14 protein-coding genes are annotated in these 17,284 nt (G+C 42.4%); 4 read left to right on the top strand and 10 right to left on the bottom strand.

The features are described 5' to 3' along the window. Window positions 1-374 precede the first annotated feature (374 nt). The 3 genes from D0S24_RS14075 to D0S24_RS14065 all read left to right on the top strand — a co-directional run bounded on the left by D0S24_RS14075 (window position 375) and on the right by D0S24_RS14065 (window position 3,870). Complete coding sequence (locus D0S24_RS14075; RefSeq protein WP_117020507.1) at window positions 375-1,619, top strand: sugar MFS transporter; 1,245 nt, start codon at window positions 375-377, stop codon at window positions 1,617-1,619. A 242-nt stretch (window positions 1,620-1,861) separates the two neighbouring features. After that, window positions 1,862-2,707: a sugar phosphate isomerase/epimerase gene (locus D0S24_RS14070; protein WP_117020506.1), complete on the top strand. Its 846-nt coding sequence runs from the start codon at window positions 1,862-1,864 to the stop codon at window positions 2,705-2,707. A gap of 41 nt (window positions 2,708-2,748) precedes the next feature. Continuing rightward, window positions 2,749-3,870: a hypothetical protein gene (locus D0S24_RS14065; RefSeq protein WP_117020505.1), complete on the top strand. Its 1,122-nt coding sequence runs from the start codon at window positions 2,749-2,751 to the stop codon at window positions 3,868-3,870. Window positions 3,871-4,142: 272 nt separating this feature from the next. On the opposite strand, the gene D0S24_RS14060 is transcribed toward D0S24_RS14065, so the two are convergent. From D0S24_RS14060 to D0S24_RS21360, 6 genes are all read right to left on the bottom strand, one after another. After that, window positions 4,143-5,081 carry an SGNH/GDSL hydrolase family protein gene (locus D0S24_RS14060; protein ID WP_220377767.1) on the bottom strand — a complete coding sequence of 313 codons (939 nt, stop codon included), beginning with the start codon at window positions 5,079-5,081 and terminating at the stop codon, window positions 4,143-4,145. 142 nt (window positions 5,082-5,223) lie between these two features. Beyond that, the gene (locus D0S24_RS14055; protein WP_251795792.1) at window positions 5,224-5,517 is read right to left on the bottom strand and encodes a hypothetical protein; all 294 of its coding nucleotides are present in this window, start codon (window positions 5,515-5,517) and stop codon (window positions 5,224-5,226) included. Between the two features lie 111 nt (window positions 5,518-5,628). Further along, window positions 5,629-5,955, bottom strand: a complete 327-nt coding sequence (locus D0S24_RS14050; protein WP_117020503.1) for a multidrug efflux SMR transporter — start codon at window positions 5,953-5,955, stop codon at window positions 5,629-5,631. A gap of 67 nt (window positions 5,956-6,022) precedes the next feature. Then, window positions 6,023-6,868, bottom strand: a complete 846-nt coding sequence (locus D0S24_RS14045) for an alpha/beta hydrolase (protein ID WP_181938102.1) — start codon at window positions 6,866-6,868, stop codon at window positions 6,023-6,025. Window positions 6,869-7,108: 240 nt separating this feature from the next. Beyond that, window positions 7,109-8,104 carry a phosphotriesterase gene (locus tag D0S24_RS14040; protein WP_117020501.1) on the bottom strand — a complete coding sequence of 332 codons (996 nt, stop codon included), beginning with the start codon at window positions 8,102-8,104 and terminating at the stop codon, window positions 7,109-7,111. A gap of 54 nt (window positions 8,105-8,158) precedes the next feature. Continuing rightward, window positions 8,159-8,293, bottom strand: coding sequence for a hypothetical protein (locus D0S24_RS21360; RefSeq protein WP_258922836.1), 135 nt, complete (start codon window positions 8,291-8,293; stop codon window positions 8,159-8,161). 163 nt (window positions 8,294-8,456) lie between these two features. Between D0S24_RS21360 and katG the strand changes: the two genes are divergently transcribed. Continuing rightward, window positions 8,457-10,715 carry a catalase/peroxidase HPI gene (gene katG / locus D0S24_RS14035; protein WP_117020500.1) on the top strand — a complete coding sequence of 753 codons (2,259 nt, stop codon included), beginning with the start codon at window positions 8,457-8,459 and terminating at the stop codon, window positions 10,713-10,715. A gap of 114 nt (window positions 10,716-10,829) precedes the next feature. On the opposite strand, the gene D0S24_RS14030 is transcribed toward katG, so the two are convergent. From D0S24_RS14030 to D0S24_RS14015, 4 genes are all read right to left on the bottom strand, one after another. Continuing rightward, on the bottom strand, window positions 10,830-13,376 hold the full coding sequence (locus D0S24_RS14030; protein WP_117020499.1) for a phosphocholine-specific phospholipase C: 2,547 nt from the start codon (window positions 13,374-13,376) through the stop codon (window positions 10,830-10,832). Between the two features lie 249 nt (window positions 13,377-13,625). Then, on the bottom strand, window positions 13,626-14,306 hold the full coding sequence (locus D0S24_RS14025) for an FAD-binding oxidoreductase (protein WP_117020582.1): 681 nt from the start codon (window positions 14,304-14,306) through the stop codon (window positions 13,626-13,628). A gap of 129 nt (window positions 14,307-14,435) precedes the next feature. Beyond that, on the bottom strand, window positions 14,436-15,452 hold the full coding sequence (gene mgrA, locus D0S24_RS14020) for an L-glyceraldehyde 3-phosphate reductase (protein WP_117020498.1): 1,017 nt from the start codon (window positions 15,450-15,452) through the stop codon (window positions 14,436-14,438). Window positions 15,453-15,825: 373 nt separating this feature from the next. After that, window positions 15,826-17,226, bottom strand: a complete 1,401-nt coding sequence (locus D0S24_RS14015) for an aminopeptidase P family protein (protein ID WP_117020497.1) — start codon at window positions 17,224-17,226, stop codon at window positions 15,826-15,828. Window positions 17,227-17,284: the final 58 nt, after the last annotated feature.

Genomic DNA, 17,284 nt, shown 5'->3' with positions numbered 1-17,284 from the left:
ACAATAATTTCCAAAGTACTTCCTTATATATTATACCTATGAATTGCTATAACGCCAATCGAATTTATGGCCAAGGCACCTATTTATTGTTAAGACAAAAAAGTACCATCATTTAGCAGGAAACAGGAACTTTCAAAAATCTTTAAAGTTTAAATTTATCAGCTTTTAATTTTTTAACAGGAAAGGGCCATGATTTTATCATGAACAAATGATTAGAGCTCAGGTAATAAAAGCGCAAAATAGGTAGTCATTAATTTTTTATTTGACAAAACAATTAAAAATAAATTATGATTATTGTAAAAAAGAGATTAAACTTATACGCTGAAATCAAAAATTAAATTATACACCACCTAATCAAAAATCTATTACATCCAATGGAACATTCAAATGATCAACAAAAAAACAATGCCAACAGACTGTTTTACGGTAGCTGTTTCGCATTAATTACCACCGCCTTTTCTTTTAGTATCAGGGCCGGGATTCTTCCACAGTTGGGAGAGGAACTAAGTTTAAGCGCAGAACAACTTGGCTTTATCAATTCAATGTGGTTTTTTGGTTTTCCGATATCTATGGTTATTGGAGGTTTAATCTACCATAAGGTTGGAGGAAAGGCCATTATGCAATTTGCCTTTTTTGCACATGCCCTAGGAATTATTCTGACCATCTATTCCGGCAGTTATGCGGGCTTGCTCATCTCCACCTTATTGATAGGACTGGGCAACGGATGTACCGAAGCTGCCTGTAACCCCATGATTGCGGACGCCTATTCCGGTACAAGGATGAGTAAAATGATGAACCGTTTCCATATGTGGTTTCCTGGAGGTATCATGATCGGAAGTCTTCTTTCCGAATTTATGACCAGCTCCGGATTGAGCTGGGAAACCCAGATCTGGTTCATTTTGATCCCTACATTGATCTATGCCTATTTGTTTTTTGGACAAACTTGGCCAAGTGCCAAAGTGGAGGCTGCCGCTACACTTAGTGGAAATTTCAAGGCCATGTTGTCCCCGCTGTTTATATTTATGATAATCTGTATGTCCTTGACAGCCATTTCTGAATTTGGCCCACAACAATGGGTAGGCATTATCTTGGCAAAGAGTGGCGCCAAACCTATGATTATATTGGCCTTGACCACGGGCCTAATGGCAGTAGCCCGATATTTTGGAGGAGAAATTGTCCATAAATTCGACCAGACAGGAGTACTTTTGGGATCTGCCGTTTTGGCCACCTTGGGAATCTACCTTTTTAGTACCCAAACAGGAACCATGGCCTATGTAGCAGCTATCTTCTTTGCTCTGGGTATCGCCTATTTCTGGCCAAACATGATTGGCTTTATTGCCGATAAAATCCCAAAAAGTGGTGCCCTGGGTCTGTCGATTATTGGTGCTGTGGGAATGTTTTCCTCTTCCATATTTCAACCTTTTATTGGAGGATGGATAGATGCAGACAAGGCTGAGGCCGCTGCCGCAGGATTTACCGGAGATGAATTGGAACTAGTATCCGGGCAGGCTACATTGGGTACCATGGTGGCCTTCCCTGCTATATTGATCGTCCTCTTTACCATACTTTGGTTTTGGGTACGGGCCTCAAAAAAACAAGGACAGGGAGCCGCGGCCTAACCATCGGTATAACGAACTTAAAATTAAAAAGCAATAACCAATTACAGGGGTATGGCCAAGGATCCCGCCTTCCAAAAGCCATGCCCAAAGGTAATTGGACAGGAAATATATTTTTTATAATTAATTGATCACACAAGTATGAAATATCCATTAGCAAAATTTTCAAAACTCCCGATAAGTATCGGGACGAAAATGATTACCTGGATATTATGTGACCATTGAAAAACAATAAATATAAACACATGAAAATTGGAATGAATATGTTGCTTTGGACCAACCATGTTACGGAGGAACATTATCCCATAGTGGACAAATTAAAAGCAACGGGATATGATGGTGTTGAGCTATTTTTGGGCGACGGGGATCTAAAGCATTATACAAACTTGGGCAGGTATTTTTCCAGTATCAACATGGGGGTCACTGCTGTAGGTGCCTTGTCGCCAGAGCAGAATATAGCCAGTCCCGATAAGAAGATAAGGGAAGCGGGCCTGGAACGGTTAAAATGGACCATAGATATGGCCGAGGCCGCCAATGTAGAGGTAATATGCGGGCCATTTCATTCCACCTTTGCCTTTTTTACACGTCAACCTCCCACCTTACAGGAAAAACAGTGGAGCAATGAGATGCTGTATAAAGCCGCCGAATATGCGCAGAAAGCCAATATTATACTTACTCCCGAAGCGGTTAACAGGTTTGAATGTTATTTGTACAACACTATGGCCGACCTTGGCCAAATGGTAACGGAAGTAAACCATCCCAACTTGGGTGCCATGTTCGATACGCACCATGCCAATATCGAGGAAAAAAATCAGGCCCAGGCCATTAGAGCCATAGCCCCGCATTTAAAGCATGTACATATTAGTGAGAACGACAGGGGCACGCCCGGCAGCGGACAGGTTCATTGGGACGAAGTATTTATGGCCTTGAGGGAAGTGAAGTATGACGGGTGGTTGACCATTGAGGCATTTAGCACCATTATCCCTGAGTTTGCCAATGCCATTAATGTATGGAGGGATTATTCGCCTTCCGAAGAAATCTATACCAAAGGCTTGAAATTGATCAAGGAAGGTATGGGGCTGAACAATTGACCGGTTCCTTACGTCCGTATATGAATTAAATATAACTATTTATGAAAAATCTATTACCCATCCTTATTTGCCTTTTTATGTTCGCCTGTAAAGAGCAAAAAGAGGCCAAAACTACTGAAACGGCAACCGTGGTAACCACCGAAACGCCAGAGCAATGGCTTACTTTTGAAGGTGGTGAAAAGAACGCAAAACATATAGTGCTGATTTCAGGGGACGAAGAATACCGCTCCGAAGAGTCCATGCCCCAGTTGGCAAAAATCCTCTCCGAGCACCATGGTTTTAAGTGTACGGTACTGTTTGCCCAAAACCCGGCCCACCCGGGTGTGATAGACGCCAATTATGGCAAAAACATCCCGGGCCTGGAAGCCCTGGACAACGCCGACCTTATGATTATTGCCACTAGGTTCAGGGCTTTGCCGGACGACCAAATGAAACATATAGATGATTACCTTTTGCAAGGTAAGCCAGTAATTGGGCTTAGAACGGCTACCCATGCGTTCAACTTTAACGATGGGGACGTATCCAGTTACAAACATTACGGAAACTCCTATAATGGGGAAATGAAGGAATGGGAAGGCGGGTTTGGAAAACTTGTTCTAGGTGAAAATTGGGTGAGCCATCACGGGCACCACAGACATCAAAGTACCAAAGGTTTTGTGACCGATGCGGGAAAAACTACGGGAATTACAAATAGTATTGCGGACGGGGATGTTTGGGCCTCTGCCGATGTCTATGAGGTTCGCCTGCCCATGTCCGGGGATTCCCAGCCAATAATTTACGGGAAGGTAATGAACAGAAAAGGCGAATATGACGAAAATGATCTCTTTTATGGTATGCGTCCCACCGATGATGAAGTTGCCAAAACCAACGACGCCGGAAAAGATGTAAGTGCACCCCTTATGCCTGTTGCATGGACAAGAACCTATCAAATTCCGGGAGGAAAACAGGGAAAGGCCTTTACATCCACGGCATTTTCAGCCATAGATTTCACTATTGAAGGAACACGAAGATTAGTGGTCAATGCCGTATATTGGACGCTGGATCTACCGGTACCCGCCAAGACCAACGTAGAATTGGTCGGTACCTACAGTCCTACCACCTACGAATTTAGAAAGGACGAATACTGGGAGGAAAAACAATTAAAAGTATCCGACTTTAAATAATACCTAACTGTACATGACAAAAAACGATTAGAGCATAAAAAATGCGTCATTGCGAACAAAGTGAAGCAATCTACCCAATGGGCAACAGATCGCTTCGTACCTCGCGATGACGAAAAATTATTTTTTGTCATGTACTAAAATATTACCTAATTAACCAGGCAAATTTTAACAGGCCAATAGATCTAATTCTATTGGCTTTTTTATTGTAAACGTTTTCGCTATGCCCCTAATACTGTCCCAATCCACTTCCCTAAGGCAGACAGGTCCCTATCTCAATTAGTGAGCAAACTTCGTATTTCCCTATCCATAATATCTTTCTTGCGCATTGCTTCGCTCATAGAAAATCCTTCATTCATACCTGGCCTTTCGTGACCGATTGATGTGAGCCATGCATCTTTCATCATTTTTTGCCGCTCCTCTACAAGCTTCCATATTGCTTCTCCATGGCTAAATCGGGAAACCATTTCCCCAACACTATTGATCTTGGATACTTCCGTTTCACCAAGATATAGGAGCAGCTGCTGTGCCATAATCCAATGTCCCATATCATTAGGATGCACGCCGTCCTTGGCCAAAACGAAACCATCATCCTCCAAACGCCTGTCCTCAAGGTATTTTTTCATGGGCCAATGCAGGTCTATTACCTTCCAATTGTTGGTATACCTGTTACTAATAAGCCAATCTGAGTAAATATCCAATACGTTGGCATAAGCTTCCCCCTTACGACTATCAAAAATGGGAGGGGTTATATGTATTATGGATGCTCCGGACTCCAAGATTTGGTTGTTCAACCAATGGATTCCCTTCTTATATTTTTGAAAACGCCCTTCATCAAACGGTAAATAAATGCCATCGTTCATGCCATAGCAGGCCAATACCAGATCCGGTCGGACCTGTGACATAATACGTTCCAAACGCTCATGAAGATCCGGACGCGGAAATTTACCTCCTGCATGATCCGGTTCCGAGAGTCCCGATACCGTTTCACTGGGCAATCCAACATTAATAATTTCAAAATCCCGATCCGGATATTGCAAAGTTAGGTAGGCATCAACATAAGACACGTACTGCCCCGAGTAAGTAATACTATTCCCTAAAAAAAGTATCCGCTCAACATCCTGGGGAATTTTAAAAGTATTCTGGGCATTGCCATAAAACAGTGACAAAATCAAAAAGAAGTAAAGCATTGAAGAAAATTTGTTATTCATCATTTGTGTTCGATTTGTACGTTTTTGGCAATCACTCTTAGTTTTTATCAATCATAACCGTATGCGGTACTTTTATGAAAAGGTATTTTTTATCTTTTGATGTCGTATTTTAAGACCATTATACACATTCCAAAAGGAAATGGTCTTAAAATAAAGTTCTTATCAATACTATGATCAACCCAATAATATAGAGGGTGGTAAAAATCAACTTATTATATTTCGCCAACCAATTGGGAAGAAAAATGTCAAAATTATCCTTTTCCGAATCCGAATATTTCCTTGCCATAATGGTCAGGGGGCAGAACATTTTAAATACCAAAAGAACAATACCTTCCCCAACGATCAGCCCAATGCCGATCCAAGTACACCTATTGACCTTATTAAAAATTCCTGAATACAGAATATAGAAAATTATAACTACAAAAAATAGCCAGATCAAGGTATGTACCCATTTAATTATTATAAGCCGACTCCCTGGGTGCATTTTAGAAGCAAATAACGTCGTTGGTCCATACAGTAAGTAGTTTTATTTTAAGGAATACACCAGAAATTAATTGGACACAAACTTGAGTCCGATAATGGAGCCTATTAGGGTGGTAATAAAGAACATCCTCCAAAAGGTGGCAGGTTCCTTAAACACCAGAATACCCACCAATACAGTACCAACCGCTCCTATTCCCGTCCATACGGCATAAGCAGTACCAATAGGCAACTCCCTTGTTGCCCTCACCAACAGCAACATACTTATGGCCAAACACAGTAAAAAACCAATATACCAATATGTTGCCTCCGCTCCTGTAGCCTCTTTTGCCTTACCAAGACAGGCCGCAAAGGCTACTTCAAACAGTCCTGCTATAATTAGATAAATCCAATTCATAAAATGTCATTTAATCTTATTGTTTAAAACAATATTTACGGACAGCTCTCCTGTCCCCAAAACTTTATCAATCAATGTTTACTATTGGCTCCCTACTTAAATATCCCAGTGACACCAGAAACTGATCTGCTTCCCCTACAGTACTCTTGTAGGCTTTATGATGGGCATAATTAAAAAAACCATGCCCCTCCCCTTCATACAATTTAAGGTCGCACCTGCTTTCCACTTTTTCCATGACCATTTTAAAATACTGGACCGTCACCACTGGAATCAAATGGTCTGTGGTACCTAGGAAAACGATAGTTGGGGGAGCCGATTTCTTAATATTATGTAGAGGTGAAAAATCTTTGTAAGCCGCCCCTATCCTTTCATAGCCATAACCACCGGGACCATTATCCAATACCGGGTTAAAGAGCACCAAGGCATTAGGGATACAATCTATGGCCAGATCATCGGCCGGGTCATTGTACCCTTCAATTAAAGCAGTTGCGGCAGCTAGATGTCCACCTGCAGATCCTCCCGAAGCGATTAACCTGGTACCGTCTATATTAAATTTGTCCGCATTCTTTCTAATAAATCGGATGGCCGATTTAGCATCCTTGACCGCTTCGAACGGAGTTGTTCCATTTATTTTTGAGGTACGGTAGTCGGCCAAAAAACAAACCACTCCCCTTTTGGCAAAATATTTGGCCTGATTTAAGAATTGGGACCTTTTGCCTCCAACCCAACCGCCACCAAAAAAGAAGACCATGGCCGGATATTTTTTTGAAGACTCCATATAAGATGGATAATGGACTTCCAAAAACAACCGGGTAGTATCCACCTCCTTATAAAGAATTTCTTCTTGGGAATTACCCATTTGGAAACTGAACAAAATACCCATTATTGGGACAATTAAAAATTTTAAACGCATTGAATATTTTTTAGGTGTCTGCATTGAAACTACGACATTCATGATAATGATAGTTCTAAGATAAGAAAACTTCAAACTTGTCCATGGCATATTTTTCCACAGATCGAAACTCTTAAAATATACCCATCCAAGTTTTCAATAAACTTGCAGTTACAGTGGACTATCAGATTATAAAGTAGGGGTTTACAGGACACTAAATCGGAGAGGTGAAATATGGGAAAATTGGAGATTGTATATTGTCTAATCCTTTATTTCCAGACCAAAAGCCTTTGCCGGATTAACGGATAACAATAATGTTATCTCCCCGTCCGTAAAGCCTTTGGCCTTAAGTTGCGGAAGGAGTTTCGTAAAAATATCGGTATAGGGGGTAATAGTCTGCAGTTTCTTTTGGGGATCGTACCAACCGGCATCATGGGAAATGAGAATATGATCCAAAATACCACTTTCTTTGGCAAAAACTAATTTCATAAGGTGCTTTTCCAAATCCCAACCTAATCCGTCCAAACTTATCCAACACCCCATGGCAGCTGCCTTTAGGTAGGCATTATTATCCTCTTCGGCCTGGGCATGCACCCATATAAAGGAGGTTGGGGATACGCCTGCTTCCTTCAGAATCCTCAGCTGGGGCCAAAGTCCCACAGCCTTTCCTGTATGGGAAGCTATGGTTAAGCCGGTTTTTAAATTGGTAAGGGCAGCCGCCTTTACCAGCTTTTGTTGTAAGGAGTCCAACGGATCGGCCGTATCTATCCCGATCTTTATAAAACCTGGCTTAATATCGGTACCGTCTATGCCATCTTCAAATTCGGAAATCCACTTTTGCGCCAGATCTTCCGCGGATGTATTTTGAACATACTTCGGAAGGAATTTATTATTCCGCGCTCCGTAGAGTCCGGTATTCGTCACTATCATGAGCCCTGTTCTCTTGGCTATTTTTTCAAGTAGCAAAACATCCCGTCCCAAATAAGCCGGAGTAGCATCCACAAAATAATCTACCTTATAGGCCCTTAGTTCTTCCAGATAAGGTATCACTTCCGTAATTACCGCATCGTGGTCCCAAATATTGGGTTGAATACTATTGGCCCCTATAAAATCGACCAAAATATGTTCATGGGACAACCAAATACGGTTTAAATCTACCGGATACCTGTCCTTAACACCCTGTATGTATGTTTGCTGCCCATATAGAGCGCTCCCATAAACAAACACTATTAGAAAATATAACAAAAAAATCCGCATATTTTTTTAAATTCTTTGGGGAATCCAACCCAATTCTTTGTAAATGACCTAGATCTATTCAGAATCCAATACAGGTGTCGAGTCCTTTAATTTTATTGCAACCACACGGGGTGTTGGGCAAAGCTCTTTGAATGCATATGGGCAGTACCAGACGGTTATTCCTTTAAAGCCTACGGTTATGTACTTCATGTGCAAGTACTTTTACCTATACCCGGAATTAGGGTCGTTGTAATCTGACAATAAGTTTTCACTAACACCCATAAGTTTTATTGATAACCATTTCAAATCCATCGGAAAAAATTATTGTAAATTTAAGGATAAACTAATCGAAAAAATATTTAAACTATATAAAATGGAGAATAAAGCACATTCAAACCCATCTTCAAACGGAAAAGCATGGGATGTAAACGACCCTAGCGCAAAATGCCCCTTCTTAAATGGCGAATTGCACCAAGTAGCCGGGGGAGGTACCAGTAACCGGGAATGGTGGCCAAATCAATTAAAATTAAATATACTGCGACAAAATTCATCCTTGGTAGACCCCATGGACCCGGATTTTAATTATGCCGAAGAATTTAAAAAACTGGATCTGTCGGCCGTAAAAAAAGACCTTTATGAACTAATGACCACAAGTCAGGATTGGTGGCCGGCAGATTATGGACATTATGGCCCCTTCTTTATCCGGATGGCTTGGCATAGTGCCGGAACTTATCGTATACAGGACGGTCGCGGAGGTGCCGGTTCGGGATCACAACGTTTTGCCCCCTTAAATAGTTGGCCGGACAATGCCAATCTGGACAAGGCCCGTTTGTTGTTATGGCCTATAAAAAAGAAATATGGAAAGAAACTGTCTTGGGCAGATCTATTGATATTGGCCGGTAACTGTGCCCACGAATCCATGGGATTAAAAATGTTCGGTTTCGCCGGAGGACGGGAGGATATATGGGAATCCGAACAAGACGTTTATTGGGGTTCCGAAAAAGAATGGATGGGCAACAAGGAACGTTATTCCGAAAACGGGGAATTGGAAACTCCGTTAGGTGCCGCCCATATGGGATTGATCTATGTAAACCCGGAAGGCCATAATGCGAACCCGGATCCAGTGGAGTCCGCCCATTATATACGTGATACTTTTGGCCGTATGGCAATGAACGATTACGAAACGGTGGCCCTTATTGCCGGGGGGCATACATTTGGCAAGACCCATGGCGCTGCAGACCCTAATAAATATGTGGAAGCAGAGCCTGCAGCCGCAGGCATCGAAGCGCAAGGCCTTGGGTGGAAGAACAACTATGGAAGCGGGGCAGGTGCGGACACCATTACCAGTGGCATTGAAGGTGCCTGGACCAATACCCCCACCAAATGGAGTCACACTTTTTTCGAAAATCTATTTGGTTACGAATGGGAACTGACCAAAAGTCCGGCCGGAGCGCACCAATGGAAGCCTAAAAATAATGCCGGAGCGGGAACGGTACCAGATGCCCACAATCCGGACATAAGGCATGCCCCATTTATGCTGACCACCGACCTTTCATTGCGAATGGATCCTGCCTATGAGAAAATATCAAGGCACTTTTTGGAGAATCCTGAAGAGTTTGCCGATGCTTATTCACGTGCTTGGTTTAAATTGGTACATCGGGATATGGGACCGGTGTCACGTTACCTAGGTCCAGAAGTTCCAAAGCAACAATTAATTTGGCAAGATCCGGTACCTTCCGTAGATCATGAATTGGTCAATGACCAGGATATTGCAGATTTAAAGGCCAAAATTTTGGCAAGCGGTCTTTCCATATCACAGTTGGTCTCCACCGCATGGGCTTCCGCCTCCACCTTTAGGGGCTCCGACAAGCGAGGAGGTGCCAATGGCGCACGTATAAGATTGGCGCCGCAAAAAGACTGGAAGGTAAACAACCCCGGGCAATTGGTCCAAGTTTTGGATAAGCTGAAGGTCATTAAATCTGAATTCGATGTCGCCCAATCCGGCAATAAAAAAGTCTCTTTGGCAGACCTCATTGTTTTGGCAGGAAACTCCGCTATTGAGAGTTCGGCAAAAAATGCCGGGAAGGGCGTAACGCTTCCTTTTTATCCCGGACGTACCGATGCAAGCCAGGAGCAAACCGACGTGGAATCTTTTGAGCCGCTTGAGCCAAGGGCAGATGGTTTTAGAAATTACCTTAAAGATACTTACAAAGTTACCGCAGAGGAAATGCTTGTGGACAAGGCGCAATTATTGACCTTGACCGCCCCCGAAATGACAGTTCTCCTTGGTGGAATGCGTGTTCTCGACACCAACTTTGACGGATCCCAACACGGTGTTTTCACTAAACGTCCAGGAGCCTTGACGAACGACTTCTTTCTAAATTTGCTCGATATGGGAACCACTTGGAAGGCCGTTTCGGATGCCCAGGACGTTTTTGAAGGACGTAACCGAAAGACCGGAGAATTAAAATGGACAGCTACCCGAGCAGATCTTATTTTTGGATCCAATTCCGAGCTAAGGGCCATTGCAGAAGTGTATGCCTGTGAAGATTCGGGGGAGAAGTTTATAAAGGATTTCGTAAACGTCTGGACCAAGGTGATGAATCTTGATAGGTTCGACCTTGCCAACTAAGCTTTGTGTACTTAGTGTACTTAGTGTACTTAGTGTAATTCATTAAAAAAACCCACCTTGAAGTTCAGGGTGGGTTTTTTCTTTCTAAAACCTTAATTGCAGATCATTGATGTACTACGAAACCACCCTACCCATAAAAGGATCGCTCTTGGACGCTTCCCCGGTCTCGACCCTCCCTGCATATCGCCTTACAAAACTAGAATTAGTGGGGAGCTGCAAAGAAAAATCGTACCACCCGTAACTTTTGGCACTACTGACCACAATACGCTCTACCGCGCCTTTTTTGATCCGAATTTTTTGTTCAGGATTACCATAGGCATGGTCTACCACCGTAATATCCATATCACTTTTCTTGGAGGTATTGGCAATTTGGATCTCAATATTGCCCGATAATTTTTTTATAAATCCCCTCTTTTTTTGATAACCGCATTTTATTTGTAGTTCGGGATCGGTGGCCTTGCCCATAAATTCCCTATAAAAACCGTTAGGCCCATATACCCGTAAATGATATCCTTCATCCTCAAAATCATCCAAAGGCCATTCATAATCCAGACTGTGCCCCCTCCCCACAGCAAAAGGCCATGTTTGGACAGCTAAGTAATCTACACTTCCATCTGGCATTTCCTGCTTATAGTTTCCAGGGGCATAAACATTAAATGGTGCTCCCTTGGCCGATTCACCAAAAAAAGTATCGGCAGCGGTAAACTGAATACGAAACAAGTTCTTGTCCACAACCACTTGTCCGTCTACGTATAACTCGTAGGGCAAAGCACAGGAATCCCTAATACCGGGTTCCTGATGAGGCATAAAGGAGGTTTTATAGAGATTTTTCTCGGCATTGGCTATATCATTAGTGCTTAGGGGTTTAAAATCTTTGGGCAATTCCTTGAAACTGGCATTGTAGACCTCCTGCATAAAATGATTGCGCTCTATGGTTTGGGGCATATTGTATTGTTCCCCATTATACGGCCTAAAAGCAGAGGTTAAATTGCCACTGATGGCCCTGCGCCAACTACTTATATTGGTTTCCTTAACTACCTTGTCCGTTTTTTTCTTGATCAACTCTTCCATGAACATTATTGTAGAGGTGATATCGCACACCTCGGAATTGACCCATCCGCCTTTACTCCAAGGTGAGGCTACCACCATTGGCACCCTATACCCCAATCCCATTGGGCTTTCCCTAGGGTCCTCTGGATCCATACCTTTTTTTGCCATCTCCTGTTCCAAGCTGGCATACTCCTCAGAGGTGTCCAACCCTTTGGTAAAGTTCTTGGTATCCTTAGGGTTTGGGGCTACAAAAGGGGGAATATGATCAAAATAGCCATCGTTCTCGTCATAGGTAAGCACAAATATGGTTTTTTTCCATACCTCTGGATTCTTGGTGAGGATGTCCAATACTTCAGAGACATACCATGCCCCGTACCATGGGGCACTCGGGTGATCTGAAAATTTCTGCGGCGCTGCCAACCAGGAAACGGTAGGCAATTTGCCCTGGTCCACATCTTGCCTAAATTGGTGGAGTATATCGCCTTTGGGCACTTTTATGGTACGTTGAACTCCGTTGTCGTCATAACTAAACTCCTCTACCCTGTGATAATCAGGGTCTCCCATATTGGTGGTAAAAGCTTTATTATGAAGCTTTTTTTGGAATTCCGAAAGCTTTTCAAAATTATCGGGATTCCAAGTATTAAGAACCTCTTTAATTTGTTCCAGTTGCTGTCTTTTCTTTTCCAGTTCCTTTTTAAGTTCCACTTCCCCTTCTTCCGGCTGTTTGTCCAATTCCTTTTCCAAAGCCTCAATTTCCGAAGGCAATACCTCCAGTCTCCCATGTATATATTTTTGAAAACCGGAACTATATCGAACATGGTACTGAGAGAACCACTCTAGGTTATTATCCGTAAAATTGGCCAGCAAGGATTCATCTTCCACACCGGTGGGCAAACTGATCTCGTTCTGGTAGACGCGCCACGAAATACCATTTTCCTCCAATCTTTCCGGAAAAGTTTTCCAATTGGCCTCGCTATTATAGCTCACCTCCGAATTTCTAACACATGGTCTATTGCCCTGGGTGTCGAAGGATTTCCCCGTCCAAAAATAATTTCTGTTGGTCGTAGTTCCTGTAAGGGCAGAGCAAAAATGCTGATCAAAAACGGTAAAGGCATCGGCCAGGGCATAATAGAACGGTAGGTCTTCACGGGTATAATGGCCCATGGTAAGCGGCATATTGCCATATTCCTCATCGGCCTTCTTGGCCACGAGCCACTGATCATATTTGCCGTTGTTGCGGGCATCTACCTGGTTTTCCCATGAATGTGGCAAGCCGCCCATCCAGGTGGCCTGCGTATCCTTGATATTTAAACGGAAAGGCACATAGGTTTCCCCTTCCTTATTACTCTGAAGCCACACGGGAATCTTATTGGGCAATGCAATGGCCCTGGGATCATTATACCCTCTAACACCCTGCAATGTCCCAAAACAGTGATCAAAGGAGCGGTTTTCCTGCATTAGAAAAACTACATGTTCGGCGTCATAAAAAGAAGTCCCATTTTCTGGGTCGATCTCCAAAGCGCGTTGAATGGAGGGTGGAAGACTCGCAGTTAGCCCCATTCCGCCGGCCAACATACCTGCCTTCTTTAAAAAATCCCTTCTGGTATCCATAAGATAATCTAGGTTTAAGTTATATGCAATATAAAAAGAGTAATTAAATATAGCTTTTTAAACGTTTAAATTATTTTTCAACCTACCTAAATAAAACTCTTTGGATCAAAACCCCAACGCTATTAGGAAAGTATGATATCCGCTGTGGCCCATCATGTTACATGTCCGCCACCGATACCTCCAAAGGAGGGCAGCTTCATCCATTCTCCTGTGACCTGTTCGTACCTATTTCCCAAAATTATTTTTGGTCTAACTTTCAATTATGACCGTTTCGGCCGAGGCACCAAGACTTAATAAGAGATCGGTTATATTGCTTACAAACCTTTTGGGTCCGCACAAATAGAAGTTCTGACCAAAATCGGCTATATTTTCGATAAGAAATTTACGATCTATCCTATTCCCCCTAAATCCTACTACATTCTGGCGGGTAAATACTTTTATAAAATTACCATTGAGCATGGTTTGCAATTCCTCCTCCATAATAACGTCTTCAGAGGTTTTGTTGGAATAGATCAATTTATTGCCATGTAGGTTCTTATGGGTATAAAGATGTCTAAAAATGGAAATAAATGGGGTAATTCCGGCCCCACCTGCTATAAAGATTCCTGGCCCCTTAAATTGAATGGCCCCGAAAACATCGTGGAGAATCAGTTCCGCCCCGGCATGGGTGCGACCCAACATATTGGTCACCCCTTCATGATCATTATAGATCTTGATCATGAATTCCAAAAAACCATGTTCCCTTATGGAAGTAAATGTAAATGGCCTTGATTTGTCCTTCCATTCGGGAAGATTAATGGAAACCTCCGTAGCCTGTCCAGGAATAAAATCGTAACCTACAGGTCTTTCCACCACAAAACGTTTCACATCATGGGTAATATAATGGGCCTCCAAAATCTTGACGATATGTTGCTTTTTTGCTTTCGGCATAATTAAATTTAATTTGAATATATCCATGTTCCGCTAATATAAAATGCACCGCTACGGTTTATTTAAACCTTTTGACGGTGCATATCTTAATCATCTATACAGGAACATTTATTGGGGCTTAACGACCCATTATTTTAAAATACTTTCAATTTCCAGTAGTTCCGCCCCACTAAAATGAATGTTCTTGAGGGCCTCCAAATTATCCAGCAATTGTTCCGTACGGCTCACGCCAACAAGAACAGTGGAAATCCGTTGGTCCTTCAGCAACCATGCAATGGCCATTTGGGCCAGACTTTGTCCGCGATTCCCTGCCAGTCTATTGAGCTGCCCTACCTTATCCAAAATTTCGGGGGTTATCTGTTCCTCCTTCAAATATCGGCCATCTTTGCCTGCCCTACTATCCTCCGGAATCCCCTTCAAATATTTCTTGGTCAATACCCCCTGAGCCAATGGGGAGAAAGCAATGGAGCCTATCCCCTCTTCTTTCAATACATCCAGCAGTCCGTCTTCCACCCAGCGATCGAACATATTGTACCTCGGCTGATGGATCAATAAAGGCGTCCCCAAATCCTTCATGATATTGGCGGCCTTAGCCGTTAATTCCGCAGGATACTGGGAAATTCCGGCGTAAAGTGCCTTGCCACTTTGCACCAAATGATGCAAGGCCCCCATAGTCTCCTCCAGCGGAGTATCCGGATCGGGCCTGTGATGGTAAAAAATATCGACGTATTCCAGCCCCATTCGCTTTAGACTTTGATGGGCAGAAGCGATCAAATACTTTCTGGATCCAAAATTTCCATAAGGTCCGGGCCACATATCCCAACCCGCTTTGCTAGAAATAATAAGTTCATCGCGATAGGGCTGAAAATCCTTTTTAAAGATGCGACCAAAATTTTCTTCAGCAGCTCCATACGGGGGACCGTAGTTATTGGCAAGATCAAAATGGGTTATTCCATTATCGAAGGCACAACGCAAAAGATTGCGGCCCATCTCCAAGTTATCGGTATGGCCAAAATTGTGCCAAAGTCCCAATGATATTAGGGGCAAAAGTATACCACTGTTTCCACAGCGACGGTATTGCATGGTATCATAACGTTTATGGTTGGCCTGATAATGGCCGGGATCAAAAGAGTCGTTTATTTTCATTTTTACTATTATTATCCATTTTGTTTTATGAATCCCCTAAGTTAATAAATCTTTTAGGTTTAGGAAGGCCATTGGGAGCATTTGCAATAATCCCGAACCTAGGGTTATTTTTTTATTTAAAGTGGGTTGGATCGGATTTTAATCATTAATGAATTTGCATTGGCAGTTTACAGCTTTAAAGTTCAAAGCTCAAAGCGTAAAGTTCAAAGATTGAAAGTTGAAAGTTGAAAGTTTGACCTTTGACCTTGACTGAATAAAGTTTCAAAGTTTCAAAAAGAGGTGTTACCAATTACTGGAATTTTTAAAAAGAAACCTTATTTATATTGGAGATCTATCTTCTATAAAAGTGAAAGGCTTGCTTATTAACAAATCCTTAAAGGGGAGTTTTTGAAGTTCTAAAGTTTTCAATTTCTAAGGAAGAAGTGGGCAGTTTGGCGCCTAATAAGCGACTACCATTTTGTGTTATCAGAAAATCGTCCTCTAAACGAATGCCGCCAAAGTCATTGTACTCCCCCAGTTTATCATAATTTACATATTCAACATACTTATTTTCACTCTTTCTTAGGGCTATAAGCTCTGGGATGAAGTAAATTCCAGGTTCTATGGTCAACACCATTCCTTCCTCCAAGGCCCTTCCCATGCGAAGGGATTTAAATCCAAACTCTTTGCTTTGTCTTATCTCATCGGTATATCCAACATACTGCTCTCCCAAATTCTCCATATCATGGACATCCAGTCCCATCATATGCCCCAATCCACATTGAAAGAACAGGGTATGGGCACCCGCCTCCACTGCTTTGTCCGGATCACCCTTCATTAATCCCACCTCGGTTAGCCCTAGAATAATTTCCTTACAGGCCGCATAGTGCACCTCTCTAAAAAGCTCTTGGGGCTTAAGCATCCCTACCGCTCTTTGATAGGATCTATACACTATATCATAGATCTCCCTCTGTTTAAGGCTAAAGGTGTTGTTTACCGGAAAAGTACGTGTAAGGTCGCCGGCATATCCCGAATAATTCTCAGCACCACAATCGCACAGTACTAAATCACCCGCTTTTAATAGGTTTCCCCTAAAGTGATTATGAAGTATTTGTCCGTTGATGGTTACTATGGAAGGAAAAGAGGTGTTGTTCCCGTTGGCCATGGCTATATTTTGAACCGCGCCGAACAAATCTGCTTCGGTCATTCCCACCTGGGCCATTTCCATGGCCCTAAACTGCATTTCTACAGTTGTATTTACGGCTCTTTCTATCTCCACTATCTCGGCACTGGATTTTATAGACCGTAGTTGTACCACCGCTTTTATCAAATTGGTGGAGACCTTTTTGGGGACCTCGGGGGTAGATAAATCCAATAATTCGGATAATTTCAATATATGCTCCGGGCGATAGGGCGGCAAATAATGGATCTGCCTTCCCTTGGCTATGGCATTGCCTATATAATTTTCAAGACTATTGGTCGGATTTACAATAGTTACCCCAATTTTATAGGCCTGCTCTTCCAAAGATTCCAATGGCCCGGTAAATACAATATCATCAATGGATGGATTATCCCCAAAAACAATCTCCTTGTCTTCTTCCAAATCCATTACTGCCTGCAATCCTGGTATCTGCAGTCCAAAAAAATATATAAAGGTACTATCCTGTCTATAGGGATAGGTGTTGTGTTCAAAGTTAATTCCACTTTCTTCATTTCCCAGGAAAAGAATCAATCCATTGCTCAGCAATTCCCTTAACCTTTTTCTTCTTATTAAATATTCCTCCCTTTCAAACATAGATTTGTTGATTTGCATGGAAACTTAAATTCCACGTGGTATTAGCTATATTATCCCA

This window comes from Arenibacter sp. P308M17 (genome assembly GCF_003426735.1).
Lineage (GTDB): Bacteria > Bacteroidota > Bacteroidia > Flavobacteriales > Flavobacteriaceae > Arenibacter.
This window is presented reverse-complemented; position numbering and strand designations above follow the sequence as displayed.